The organism is Chryseobacterium carnipullorum (genome assembly GCF_003815695.1).
Lineage (GTDB): Bacteria > Bacteroidota > Bacteroidia > Flavobacteriales > Weeksellaceae > Chryseobacterium > Chryseobacterium carnipullorum.
In genome coordinates, this window is record NZ_CP033920.1 from 3,256,601 (window position 1) to 3,269,498 (window position 12,898).

Annotated in this window: 11 protein-coding genes; 6 read left to right on the forward strand and 5 right to left on the reverse strand. The window is 34.1% G+C overall.

The annotated features are described in order from the left end of the window. Positions 1-405: 405 nt before the first annotated feature. Positions 406-2,808: a TonB-dependent receptor plug domain-containing protein gene (locus EG346_RS14810; protein ID WP_123879602.1), complete on the reverse strand. Its 2,403-nt coding sequence runs from the start codon at positions 2,806-2,808 to the stop codon at positions 406-408. A gap of 544 nt (positions 2,809-3,352) precedes the next feature. Here EG346_RS14810 and EG346_RS14815 point away from each other — a divergent pair. Continuing rightward, complete coding sequence (locus tag EG346_RS14815) at positions 3,353-5,263, forward strand: amidohydrolase (RefSeq protein WP_123879604.1); 1,911 nt, start codon at positions 3,353-3,355, stop codon at positions 5,261-5,263. A gap of 212 nt (positions 5,264-5,475) precedes the next feature. Here EG346_RS14815 and EG346_RS14820 read toward each other — a convergent pair whose 3' ends face one another. Beyond that, a complete protein-coding gene (locus EG346_RS14820; RefSeq protein ID WP_123879606.1) occupies positions 5,476-6,195 on the reverse strand; it encodes a LytR/AlgR family response regulator transcription factor in 720 nt (239 codons plus the stop codon). A gap of 3 nt (positions 6,196-6,198) precedes the next feature. Next, complete coding sequence (locus EG346_RS14825; RefSeq protein ID WP_123879608.1) at positions 6,199-7,248, reverse strand: sensor histidine kinase; 1,050 nt, start codon at positions 7,246-7,248, stop codon at positions 6,199-6,201. A gap of 203 nt (positions 7,249-7,451) precedes the next feature. Between EG346_RS14825 and EG346_RS14830 the strand changes: the two genes are divergently transcribed. Continuing rightward, positions 7,452-8,807: a serine hydrolase domain-containing protein gene (locus EG346_RS14830; RefSeq protein WP_123879610.1), complete on the forward strand. Its 1,356-nt coding sequence runs from the start codon at positions 7,452-7,454 to the stop codon at positions 8,805-8,807. 284 nt (positions 8,808-9,091) lie between these two features. On the opposite strand, the gene EG346_RS14835 is transcribed toward EG346_RS14830, so the two are convergent. Further along, entirely contained in the window at positions 9,092-9,637 is a 546-nt protein-coding gene (locus EG346_RS14835) for a DUF3575 domain-containing protein (protein ID WP_123879612.1), read from the reverse strand. Positions 9,638-9,726: 89 nt separating this feature from the next. Beyond that, a complete protein-coding gene (locus EG346_RS14840) occupies positions 9,727-10,863 on the reverse strand; it encodes a helix-turn-helix domain-containing protein (RefSeq protein ID WP_123879614.1) in 1,137 nt (378 codons plus the stop codon). A gap of 255 nt (positions 10,864-11,118) precedes the next feature. Here EG346_RS14840 and EG346_RS25370 point away from each other — a divergent pair, with 255 nt between their 5' ends. From EG346_RS25370 to EG346_RS24850, 4 genes are all read left to right on the forward strand, one after another. After that, positions 11,119-11,253, forward strand: a complete 135-nt coding sequence (locus tag EG346_RS25370; RefSeq protein WP_262511542.1) for a hypothetical protein — start codon at positions 11,119-11,121, stop codon at positions 11,251-11,253. Positions 11,254-11,347: 94 nt separating this feature from the next. Then, a complete protein-coding gene (locus tag EG346_RS24845) occupies positions 11,348-11,497 on the forward strand; it encodes a hypothetical protein (protein ID WP_164466156.1) in 150 nt (49 codons plus the stop codon). After that, positions 11,494-12,138 (forward strand): 4'-phosphopantetheinyl transferase family protein, encoded by a 645-nt coding sequence (locus tag EG346_RS14845; RefSeq protein ID WP_123879616.1) that lies wholly within the window; start codon positions 11,494-11,496, stop codon positions 12,136-12,138. The genes EG346_RS24845 and EG346_RS14845 overlap by 4 nt, the downstream gene beginning before the upstream one ends. A gap of 543 nt (positions 12,139-12,681) precedes the next feature. Next, positions 12,682-12,852 carry a hypothetical protein gene (locus tag EG346_RS24850; RefSeq protein ID WP_164466158.1) on the forward strand — a complete coding sequence of 57 codons (171 nt, stop codon included), beginning with the start codon at positions 12,682-12,684 and terminating at the stop codon, positions 12,850-12,852. Positions 12,853-12,898: the final 46 nt, after the last annotated feature.

The following is a 12,898-nucleotide window of genomic DNA, read 5'->3' on the forward strand; positions in this document are numbered from 1 at the left end:
AATGGATGTTCATATTTAATAAGCATAAGATTGTCGAGTTGACTCAATATATCTGAAGTTCCTACTTCTTCAAACTACGGATAATAAAATGTCGTCAGTCCGTACATTCATCTGAGAAAAATGCTGGATGTGGCACATCTTATTGTTGAGAGGAAAAAAATAGAACAAATGAATAGAAATTTCATAGACGCAAAGGTCTACGGTGATCATGTATATAATAGGAGGCAAAAGAGTGAATCAATCAAGGATTGATTCGATGAAGCGGGCTGCTTCATCAGGGGTGAAACCGCCACCCTTTACTTTTCTTAAAATCATAAGGGAGCTTGTACAACCTTGGCTTTTAAAAAATTAAAGAAAAAAGCCTTTCAGGAAAACTGAAAAGCTTTTATAATACAGAAAAGGATATTATTTGAAGATTTCCTGATCATACAAAAGATTGTCTTCTTCATCAAAGCTTATGATCAATACTTTGTATTGTTTTGCGCTGTCATTATTGAAAAATTTAATTCTTGGAGGAACATAGTCGCTGTCGAATAAATTAGGATTCCAGTAAAGGGTTTCCCGTGTGTCATTTTCAATTTTCTTTGCAGGATCATCATTATCCAGCATTTCAACAGGGAATTCCGAAGGTGGATCGTATCCTTTGATGACAGATGAGTTGTTCTTTTTTATATCTTTTTCATTATTTTTAGACTTCATATTTCCTTTCATCGTATAGATGGCAACAGCATCGCCTACTAATCCTGCGCCTTTAAGAATTTTTACCATAGCAATATTGCTTACGGGTATATTCGCAATCATAGAAGCATCGGTGGGGATTTCATCTAAATAAAGCTTGGCCTGCTGGCCGCGAATGTAAGGGACATTGACTCCCGAATTATTTCTTTGAAATGTTAAACCGGCCGCTCTTCCCTGTAGCCAGTCTAAGATATTGCTGGATCCGGCAACATGTTGATCTTCATTCAAGAAGTCAAATATAGTAGAGTTCATAGAAGTAAACATTCCGGTGGACAGTTGTTTGTCTAACTCTTCTTTAGGATCCTGCTTTTTCCCAACCAGTTTTACTTCTTCAATTTGTACATCAGTACTTGCGGTTTTTTTTATGTTTTTCTGAGTATTGATGGCTCTGGAAATGCTTGAAGAAAGAGGTTGGTTGGCACCGGCTTTTACCAATGTATATTTTGTACCCGGAAAATTGCCTTTGAATGAGGTGGGGGTCACTAATGGTTCTATCGTGACAAATAAATTGTCAGTACCTGATTCTTTGCTATCTTCTGAATTTACAAATAATGAAACCTCCAAAGGTTCATCATAGTTAAGATTATTTAGATAAGCATATCCGTTCTGATCTGTTGTAAATTGGTTAATGACAGGTTCCTCTTTTCCTAATTTCAATAGTAAACTGACATTGGTATTGATCAGTTGGGAACCGTTTTTAATAGGTTTTATCTTGTACGAAAGAAATTTTTGAGAATTGGTCGTAATGGTTGGTACAGCTCCGCTCAGCAATGAATTCCAGTCAAATCTTTTCCAGTTTTCAGAAATAAGCAGCGCATCTAGCGCTTCAGTATTGGCGTCTTTAGAAAAATATTGCGCCGGACTGTCTATTTTTGTAGTAAAATCTCCTGTCAACCAAAGTCCGCTCAGAATATTTTCTTCTTCCGGATTCCGGGTGCCATCCTCCTCACTTACCAGAACTGTATAATTTTTAAAATAAGACTCCGGGGAAAGATCAATACTATTGAAAGATCTTGGGTTTGGTTTGATGTTCTGAGCTATAATTTCTGCTTTCTCAATTTTTAATTGCCCGGGTTTTATAAAGCAAAGTCTTTGGGCCACCAGATTATCTTGCTCATCAAAAATTGCTAATTGCAAAATACCGTTAGCGCCATTGCTGATTTTTGTAGGGATAATGCTTGAAACTTCATTGGTCATATTTTTAATATTGGCTTTGTAGGCAAGGTGGTTACTGATTGTTCCTACAACTTTATAATTTTGAAGCTGTTGTTTTAAATTGAGGCCTTTTAAAGTATATTTAATCCCTTCCGTAGAGCTGTAAACTTCTAAATTGAGACCGCTTTCCGCAACTTGTGGAAGCTCTATTGTTTTGCTTTTTCCTGCATTATCCTGAATGATCACCTGGTATTTTTTTCCTGAAGCAGGCGTTATTTTAAAAGAGGCAACATTTCTGTCAAAAGATTTGAAGGTAGCTAGCGGTACTTTAGGGTTTTGGCTGTCAACTACTTTTCCGGTCCAGTTGTCTGGCAGAGAAGTATTGCTTGATAATCTAACGGCAAATTTTGTAGGCATACCATTAATAAAAGTTCCTCCCTCCGGAACTGCTTTTGCAGACCAGTCAGCGCTTTTTGAAATCACCAATGATTCAGTAGAGTTAGGGTTGTAAACCGGAATCGTTTTTACAATCTGAAAATCTTCACTAAAATTCGTCATGTAGGGAGTGTAAGCTCTTACAAAATAAATTTGTTCAGGAAGGTTTTCTTTTAGTTGAAAATCTCCGCTGCCTTCACCGTTGGTCAGAAGTATCGTTTTCCAGTCTATCAGTTTTTTGTCAGAATTGTACAGTTCAACAAATAGGGTAGTAGATACTGCAGAACGGTTATACCCATCAAATACAAAGCTTTTGAACCAGATTTTATCACCAGCTGCATATTGTGATTTGTCGGTAAGTAAATATACTTTTTCCTGTTTGTAATTATTCTCAAGATTGGTAATTGCTTTTTCCAATTTAGTTTGTGCCAGCACAGGGGTTACCATTGAAAGAAGCAAAACATAGAATATATTTTTCATAGAAATCTTAGCGCATTTTAATTCGGTGCTAATTTAATCATTTAAAGACTCCGGAAATTGATATTTTACGCTTATTTCAGAAGAGAGAAATACGGTTGATGATATCTTTCATAGGTGATTTCTAAAACAGGAAGTAGTATTTCTGAGAAAGGGAGCAATCCAGAACGTTCAAAACTAAAAAAAGGATTGTTAATAATCAGATTGTAAAATCAGGTAGGTACATTTGGAAATATGAGTTTTCTTGAAATACTGAGAAATACATCAGTTCACTGTAATTTAAAGTTCCGGATAGAAAAAATTAATCAACACTTAGTGAAAAATATACAGATCGAAAGAATATTTTTATTATTTTTATAAAATGAACTAATACATGAAAATGAATGAAAATTATTCACCCATAAATATTTATTTAAATATAATATACTTGAAATATTTTTGATTCTAATCATATAGTAAGCTATGCTCTTTCATAAAAGCAGTCTATAATTAAAATTGGATAAGGACAGAATTCAATTGATATAAAAACTAAAACCAAATTACTCCTATGAAAAACCAACATGAACACACGCATGGGTGCGCCCATTGCTCTTGCAACAATCCTGTTTTGGAAATCCTTAAAGAAGAACTTTTCAGTGCAGAGAATCTTACGAAAATAAATCCAGGTTCCGGAAAAGCAACCCACGAAAAACCACAAACTCTGATGATTAGTGGCGGAATTATCCGGCCTATGATTGGAGGCTCCACAGAAACCGTGGAATCTATTGGAATAGCGGATGGAAATGTCGTGATAACCGGTCAAGAGGCAGATGTAAAAGACTATATGGAGAAAAATCATCCGGGATATCAAAAAAGGGAATTAACTGAAAATCAAACATTACTCCCTGGCCTGATCGAGCCACATGTTCATATGATTCCTACCGCCATGATGCAGGGCTGGCTAAATGTAAGTCCTTTTGAAGGGCAGGATTTGCTGGCTGTATATGATTTGACCTCTGTGGGAATAATCATAAATAAACATATTCCTAAAATTCCGGGAGCTGTTATTTTAGGAAGAGGATTAGATCCGTCATTAATGCCTTTTGAGGAGAAAAATGGAAAAAAAGAGTTGATAACAATTAATAATACAGTACTTGATGGTATCAATAATCAGACGCCTATGATGCTGCTGAGTGCTTCCATGCATACGCTTTATCTGAATACCAAGGCATTAGAGCATGTTTTTAAGAACAGCAGTGAGATACAGAAGCAATATGGCAGCGCTGACAAGTATATTAGTGAGACCAAAGGTCAGTTACAGGAAGGTTTGCAGATGACCCCTGCCTTGAACGTAGTAAAGCTGCAGATCATCGCGATGAGCATACAGATTAATAGTTATCTTACCCATCTTTTTAAATTGGCCAATTCAAGAGGAGTTACCTTTATGTATGATGCCGGACTGAATAAAGTATCAGAAATGCTTCTAAGCAAATATTTCGAGACCCATACGGAATGGGTGAGAACAGGCGGCGCTTATCTTTGTTCCAGTCAGGAAGAGGTTGATAAACTGGATCATTATAAAGAACCGGATCACTACAAACCGGTCTATTGCGGACATATTAAAGTGGTTTCAGATGGTTCCAATCAGGGCCTTACCGGTTATCAAAGTGCTCCATACCTGTGCGATCCTGCCAATAATACAGGGGTATTTAATTTTTCACAGGCAGGTATTCCCGCACAAACCATTCCTCCAAATTATAATACATTAATCAATACGGTGGTAGCTGGCAAAGGATGGCCGCTGATGGTTCATGCCAATGGCGACCAGGCGGTGACATTTGCAATCAATGCTTATCAGCGTACACTTGCCCAATACAGAGGTCCCGAGCTTCGCAACCGTATTGAGCACTGCTCCCTTCTGACCGCAGATCATATAACCAATATGCTGCAAATGGGAGTGTCGCCAAGTTTCCTGATCGGGCATGTAGGCTACTGGGGATATGCTTTTAAAGAAGTGATATTCGGTGAAAAGGCCCAAATGCTGGATCTTTGCGGTTCAACGCTTGCTGCTGGTATGAGAATTACACTTCACAGTGACAATGAAGTAAGCCCGCTAGGGCCATTAAGAATGATGGAACAATCGATTACCAGAATAATGGAAAAGAATCCAAACGATATTGAAGTTTTAAACAGCACCGAACGCCTTACTCCCGAGCAGGCGTTGATTGCAGTTACTTATGATGCCGCATGGCAATGCTATGCAGATCAATGGGTGGGTTCACTAAATAAAGGATACTTTGCTGATTTTGTTATATTGGAACAAGATCCTCTTTCATTGAATACACCATCCCTGCAATATATGAAAATGCGGAACATTCCGGTGTTGGAAACCTGGGTGGGAGGTATCTGTGTATATGTGGGGGATAAAAATGAAAAAGCGGTGTCTGAAAAAGATACAATTTATTCAAGTAACTCATAATAAGTCCTGAACTGAGGGGTTTGTTACAGATGTAGTGTCCCATACTTCAGCAGTAATAAACGCTTTTTCTTCTAAAGTTGAAAGCATAAGGCACTAAAAACGGCAAATATCGCAGATGTTTGCCGTTTTTACTTATTTAGAAAATATCCCGAAGACCAGCCATCAAATATTTTAGAAAATCAGATGTACAATAAAGTTTCGTTGACTTAAGCTTACATTATTTTTAATTTTTTATACACTTCATCACGATAACTTAATCCTATAGGAATGGTCTTTTTATTGGTTAGCAATATCACATGCTGCTCTACGTAATTAATTTTGTTGAGGTTAATAAAAAAAGATTTATGTACGCGGCAAATATAACTGAGATGTTTTAAGGTTTCATCAATAGTCGTCAAGGTCCCGTGAACGATCACATTACTGTTTTCTGTGTATAAACCAATGTAATTGCGCATCCCTTCAATATAAATCAAGTCAGCAGGATTGATTTTTACCAGTCGCTTATCACTTTTTACATAAAAACTTTCATCATCTTTTCCACTGATCATAGAATTGAACTGCTGATTTTTTACTAAATTCTGACTTGCTTTCTGGACACTTTTAGAAAAACGATCCAGAGAAATAGGTTTTAATAAATAGTCTATAGCATTTTGGTTAAATGCATCCAAAGCGTATTGATGGTAGGCTGTAGTATATATAATGGCAGGAGGATTGTTAAAAATAGAAACAAAATCAGTCCCACTGATCTCAGGCATTTTGATGTCCAAAAAGATCAAATCAATTTCTTTATTCTTATTTAAAAAACTGATCAACTCAAAGACATTATTACAAACCCCTTCCAACTGCAAAATTTCAAATTTCGAAATATGATGAACCAAAACTTCCTGAGCAAGTTGTTCATCATCTACTACTAAGCATCTTATTTTCATCATTCTTTACAATTTTATTTCAAGGGTAACACTAAAATCACTTTTACCTTTTTCAATTTTAAATAAATGTTTTGACGGATACAGCAGTGTAAGCCGTTTTTGTATGTTTTCAATTCCTATTCCCCCAAAATCCTTTGCGGTGGTTTCCTTGTAACTATTGGTACATTTAAATGTAAGGTTATGGTCATCACAATATAAAGTAATATCGATATAAGAAGTACCAATCGTAGAATCGGTGCCATGTTTAAAAGCATTTTCTACTAGAGGTAATAAAAGCATGGGTGCAATTTTTACCGCATCTGTTATTTCTTCGTGATAAAAAGAGATCTGCGCATGGGAAGGCATTCTCAATCGTTCAATATCAATGTAGGTATTTAAAATATGGATCTCATTCGTCATAGAAATTTCTTGTGATTGAGATTCGTATAAAGAATACCGCAGAATGTCGGAAAGTTTTAAGATAATATCGGGGGTTTCTTTTGACATTTTCAGGGATAAGGCATATAAACTATTCAATACATTAAAAAGAAAATGAGGACTGATTTGAGATTTTAAGAGACTAAGTTCAGCAATGCTTTGTTGTGCCTGAATCTGTTCATTTCTTTTGGCTTTTAATAAATATTCCTGTAGCGAATACCCCATTGCCATAGCAAACATGATGATAATCATTCCAGGAAAAACATCAAAATAGGATTGATGCTTTTCTAATAATCCGGGAGCTGAAGATGTTGCAGCTAATGAGGTGAAATCCGTTAATTCGTTAGTGTTAAATCGATGATAAAGCCATTGCAGGTAATATCCTGTTACCAGGACTGAAATAAAAAAAGCAGCTATTACCGAAATTAAATAGGGTATTATTTTTTTTGTTTTTCTAAGATCCGGAAGAAGCCAGAAATTATTAACCCAGGCCGGTACAAAAAGCATCATGTTGTACAATACTATAAAAGCTAAAGGCAGATTTTTATCATTATTATTTGCGCTGGAAAACAAAATAAATCCAATAAAAAGTATATTAAGCAGTATTCTGAGCATCGTGTATACCTTCAGTGACTTCATATATTGTAATAAAAACCATAAAGTTAAATATTTTCTTTAGTGGTGTATCGCATTTTACACCAATAGGCATTATTTCGGGACAAAAATAATGAAAGAATATCTTAATTTATATATCCGGATTTTCATGTGGTTGGTCAAAAATATTAAAAAGGGCAGTGCAAAGCTTTCGTTATTTGCATGATATAAAAAAATAATATTAAAACATGAGAAAGATCTGCTTGCTATTTATCCTGAATTTTTTTAGTGTATTATCAGCCCAAAAACCTGATTTAAAAAGTTCAATTGACAGCTTATTGACTAATTTTCAAAGGCATAATGCTTTTTCCGGAAATATTTTGCTTCAAAAAAATGGCGAAACCATTTACAAGGGCGAATTCAATAAGTTTGCAGAGGGCTCGGACCAATATAGGATTGGTTCTATTACAAAAGTTTTCACTGCCATTATTACTTTTCAACTGATCGAAGAAGGGAAATTATCACTTGATTCCAGACTCAGTAAATATTTCCCAAGCATAAAAAATGCTGAAATGATTACGATAGGAAATATGCTGAACCATACCAGCGGGATCTACAATTATCTGGAATGGGAAGATTACTATGACCAAAAAAGTAAGAATTACACCAGAGACGATATGTTGAAGCTCTTGCAACAAGGAAAACCAGATTTCAAACCGGGAAAAGAGAGTTCTTACAGTAATTCAAATTATTTGCTGCTGGGATACATCATAGAAGATATTACGGGGAGATCCTATGAAGAAAATATCAAAGCAAGAATCTTAGATAAAATAGGGATGCGCAGGACCTACTGTGAAAAAGACCAGACCCAATATAGTAAAAGAACTAAATCTTACAAGTTTGATGGCGAAAACTGGTCAAAGGAATCTGATACCCATCCAAGTTTCACTTTTGCAACAGGTAATATTGTTTCTACCACTGAAGATTTATCGAAATTAATGCACGAACTTTTTAAAGGGACTTTGATTTCCGAAAATTCGTTGGAACAAATGAAAAAGACAAATCCTCAGGTTGCCCTTGGCTACGGTTTATTTAGAACACCATTTTATAATAAAACAGGATATGGGCATACAGGACGGATCGATGAATTCCACTCAGGTATTGCCTATTTTCCTGAAGACAATTTTAGTATTGTTATTCTGGCAAACGGAACCAATATAAAACTGAATGATATGGTAGTAGGGATTGTTTCAAAATACTATCAGAAAAAATATAAAAATCCAGACTTCACAGCCTATTCCAGTGAAACCGCACCCTCTACAGAAATATATAAGGGAATTTATAAAGCAAAACTGGCAGGACTTATTACGGTGGGTACATTTCAAATAACGCAGGCAGGAAAAAATCATTTATTTATTGCCATGTACAACCATGAAAAACAAGGTAAAGAAAGCAGAAAAGCACTCCTGAAGAGAACTGGCGAAAATGAGTTCTATTCTTTTGAAAATGGAGCAGAACTCAAGTTTTTACTTAACGAAAAAGGAAAAGTTATCGGTATAAAACTTACCCAGGGCAAGCAGTCTATAAATTGTAAGAAAGTGTAATTTTTTACAAATGAGCAAGATCTTTCACAAAACAAGATTGTCTCGCAAATGAGTAAGCTCAAAAGCTCGGTTTGTATTTCTTCATTTTTTGTAATTAAAATCACTCACTCTGATACCATGGAAAATGACGCCACTTTATCTTCAAGTGGCGTCATTTGACTTATATGATCTTGGTAGAATAACTTCAAGCACTTTTACAGATGATGTTATCCATATTTCAGTTTTGTACTGGATTCACCGAAAACTAAGGATTGTTATGCTTTAGTTTTTAGCTCTATTTCATATTAGAATCGGTAACCGATACTCAACCCATATTTGGCAACTACGGTATGATCTATTTTGTCTGCATTGAACAAGAGTTTTCCGTAGCTTGCATTGGCTTCAAAAACCAATCCTTTTTTTGTGACCAGTTTATAGCCCAGCCCGGCGCCCAGTGCAGCATCGTAAACATCTTTATTTTCAGTGAATGTCAGTTGATCTGCTGAATATATTTTTTTTCCGTCAATGGAAGTGAACATTCCAAATCCTTCGGCAAAAAAACCGGAAGCGTATTTTTTTCCGAAATAATATCTGTAATAAGGAGAGACGTAGTAATTCATATCCTCATTTTTTTTATCATCATACACAATAAGTGCAGAGATTCCCAATGATGAATTTTTGTTGAGATGCCGTTCAAAACCTGCTTCCACAGCACCAATGAACGGGGAGATAAGATTAAGTTTAATTTCATTTTTTTTCTCATAAGGATTTGCAGCAGTTCTGTTTTCATTTTGAGCCTTCACAGAATAAAAAGCAAACAAAATGATGAGGAGTAAGAAGGTTTTTTTCATAAAAGATTAATTTGAATTATTTAACTGCAAAACTCAAATAAATCAAATTAGAACGGGTTTCAAAACCTTAAAAATGGATAAAATGGTACCTATTTGCTGGTATTTTTATATTCATTGGGTGTCTGACCGGTTACTTTTTTAAAGGCTTTATAAAAAGTTGTTTTTGAAGTAAACCCGGATTCTAATCCCATCGTCAGCAAAGTGTAGTTTTCATATTCCGGATCTGATATCATTTCTTTTACCGCTTCCACACGATATTGATTAATGTAATGAGCAAAGTTATCGCCTGTTATTGTGTTCACAATCTGTGAAACATATCCCGCGCTTATGCCCAGCTTTTCAGCGACTTTTTCTCTGTTTAAAGTACTGTCCGTATAAATGTGCTCATCTTTGCAAAGAAGTTCCAGTTTTTGAAAATAAAGATTATCTGCCGTGATAGATTCCTTATATTCTTGTGGTGTACTATCTTCTGCCATTGGCAGATTGGGATACAAAACCGCTGAATCATTATTTAGAAAATGGGAAATAGCCTCTTTGTTTTTGGCAAGTTTGTATTTGTAAATGCCAATATAGGCTGTCCAGTGCATTACAAATGTTGCACATAAAGCCAGCACGCTCATGGTAGAGGAAATATCTAATCCAAAAAAAAGACCAGTCATATAGGTAATAAGCCAGACTAATAACAACAAATAGATAAGGGTTAATAAAGTAATGACCCATTTTTTCTCTTGTGAATCTTTTAAATGCCTGATCATAAAATAAGAGTAAAGAGGCAGAAACGGGATAATGATAAAGGCAAATAAAAGCTGAATCAGCCTAAATATATTGACTATAAAAATGCTTGAATCCGGGATTTTAAAAATTCCTGCAACATTACTTAGATCGTATGTAATACTTACAATAGAAGAATAGGCAAATGGAATATAATACAAATAATGCTTCTGCCTGCTCTTTACTGTATCGTCAATCCGGTTGATAATGAACAGAAATATGAAAACCGGCAATAAAAATACCCACTCGATATCGTCAAAAAAATGTAGAAAAGGATACGCAGTAAATGTATCTTCTATTTCAAAAACATAATTTAGTAAAACAAAGGAAAGAGCAAATAGTAAATAGGCTAAATATTTATTGGATTGACTATTGAATAGGGAAGACCTTAAAATAACCAGGCCTAATACAATTCCCTGAAAAATAGCAATATTTAAAAGTGTTGTGTAAATCAATTTTTTATAAAAGTTGTTTTAAAGAATTGCTTTGGCAAGTCATGGTAATTATTTTTTAAATATACCTCTTTCATGCGGATTGATAAAACTAATTTATATTAATGCTAATGCCTGCTGTAAGGGATTGAGAGATGATTTTTACTAAATAGAATTATTAATTTGTATAATCAATAAATACAGATAACAGATCCGGAGATTAAAAAAGGGGCCGCTTAGCAGTTTGTGATCTCAACAGAATTATCTTTAAACACTTTTATGGAATCAGGTGGAGCTGAATTAAAACACAAAGACAAAGTTCATTTTTATAAAGTCATTAGTCATAATTCAGTGGATATTAATTGCGTTGAAAATGATGGAAATGATAGCGGTAATTGGAAAGGATCAGAATAAATCAACCCGACTTAGTTTTTCCAAAGGGTAGCCTAAAAAGATATCTCTGATTTTTTGCGATAATAGAAAAAAAGCCTATAATTGTTCCAACCGAATGGCTACCGGTCAGGATCCTTATTTTATAAAATATTTTTATAAAAGAGTAATTCCGAAATTAATAAAAGAAGGTAAAATAATTATTGCAGTAACTCATGATGAGGTTTCTCGTACTGCTTTTAACGGTTTTTATGATAATGATTTATGAATGTACTGTATGTATTTATTGAGGAAGAAAAGCACCATTATATTTTAAATAAATATCTGGAAATATTTGGGGGAAATAGTGATAAAAAGTTCTTAAAATATAGAAAATGGCAAGACGCACAGCTTTCTGTATTGGGCAGGATTCTTTTAAAATATGGACTAAGTAAATACTACGATATCAACGATTTTAAAATTAATGTCAGTAACAATGGAAAACCATTTTTACAAGATCATCAAATATATTTCAATATATCCCATTCAAAAAATTTAGTAGTTTGTGCTATCTCAGAATTTCCAGTAGGAATTGATGTTGAATTTTCAAATTATGGTATAGACTATCTGGAATTCTGCGATCAGATGACAAAAAATGAGCTATTGCGTATTCAGGAATCAGAGAATCATGTTGAAAGCTTTTTTAATTACTGGACAGAAAAAGAATCTTTGATAAAAGCAAATGGAATGGGACTCCAGATTCCTTTGAAATCCTTTGAAATATGTAATCATCAAACATGTATTTCTAATGTAAAATATTTTATCAAAAAACTTGATATTCATAAGGAATACCATTGTTGTATTGCTGCAGAGAAAGATTTAAGTACTGTTTTTATTAATGTAAAAAAGTTGAATATCGGTGAATTATAGTCAGTGATTTGTTTTTTTTATCAATACTGTAAAAATTGAAGCTGCGCCCAAATCCGTCGGATTTTTCGAATAGGAGAAATTGTTCGCAATCTTTCTAGATTTTGTAAATAGATTTTCTTTCAACATCAAAAAGCACTGTCGTAACTACGATTTTTGATGAATATCACTCATGGCTTAGTATTATTATTGCAGAAGTGATGTTTTTTCGATGTATTTTTAAATAATTATGATTATTGATAAGGAAATCGTAGTAAGTTGTAATTGTTGATGTTTTTTGTCTTGATTTAGTGACTTATACATGAAAATATCATGATTTCTGGTTTATGAAAACAGGACTGAATGAATTTAAAAACGATTAAATTATTGCCTGTTCACCTGTTATTCAACAAAATTTTTAATATATTTGACCCTGAGACAAGATTCATATTTCTTATAGATTTTCAAAATCTAAAATAGCAAATGATCAAGTGTCAAAAAAAATTATAAACCATTTGTAGTAAGAATATTAATCTGCTACTATAGAAACTCATTATTATTTAACACATGGAAAAAATTACTGATATTGCACAAGCAATAAAAGTCCATCGAAACTTAGAGCTCAATACAGATGCGGATAACACCCCTGTAACAACATTAATGGTGAAGAAAAGAATTTTTGAATTCCCAATAATGAAATTAAACGGCTCACTCAACTTTATTTTCGAAGCAATATAATTCCAGATTCATTGTAAATTGTTAATAAACCATTAAAAAAAACATT

What these genes read in the sequence shown, in the direction of transcription:
- EG346_RS14810 (WP_123879602.1), bottom strand. Translation starts at nt 2,808, where the DNA reads ATGAAAAATATATTCTATGTTTTGCTTCTTTCAATGGTAACCCCTGTG.
- EG346_RS14845 (WP_123879616.1), top strand. Translation starts at nt 11,494, where the DNA reads ATGAATGTACTGTATGTATTTATTGAGGAAGAAAAGCACCATTATATT.
- EG346_RS14825 (WP_123879608.1), bottom strand. Translation starts at nt 7,248, where the DNA reads ATGAAGTCACTGAAGGTATACACGATGCTCAGAATACTGCTTAATATA.
- EG346_RS24850 (WP_164466158.1), top strand. Translation starts at nt 12,682, where the DNA reads ATGGAAAAAATTACTGATATTGCACAAGCAATAAAAGTCCATCGAAAC.
- EG346_RS24845 (WP_164466156.1), top strand. Translation starts at nt 11,348, where the DNA reads ATGGCTACCGGTCAGGATCCTTATTTTATAAAATATTTTTATAAAAGA.
- EG346_RS14815 (WP_123879604.1), top strand. Translation starts at nt 3,353, where the DNA reads ATGAAAAACCAACATGAACACACGCATGGGTGCGCCCATTGCTCTTGC.
- EG346_RS14830 (WP_123879610.1), top strand. Translation starts at nt 7,452, where the DNA reads ATGAGAAAGATCTGCTTGCTATTTATCCTGAATTTTTTTAGTGTATTA.
- EG346_RS14835 (WP_123879612.1), bottom strand. Translation starts at nt 9,637, where the DNA reads ATGAAAAAAACCTTCTTACTCCTCATCATTTTGTTTGCTTTTTATTCT.
- EG346_RS25370 (WP_262511542.1), top strand. Translation starts at nt 11,119, where the DNA reads ATGGAATCAGGTGGAGCTGAATTAAAACACAAAGACAAAGTTCATTTT.
- EG346_RS14820 (WP_123879606.1), bottom strand. Translation starts at nt 6,195, where the DNA reads ATGATGAAAATAAGATGCTTAGTAGTAGATGATGAACAACTTGCTCAG.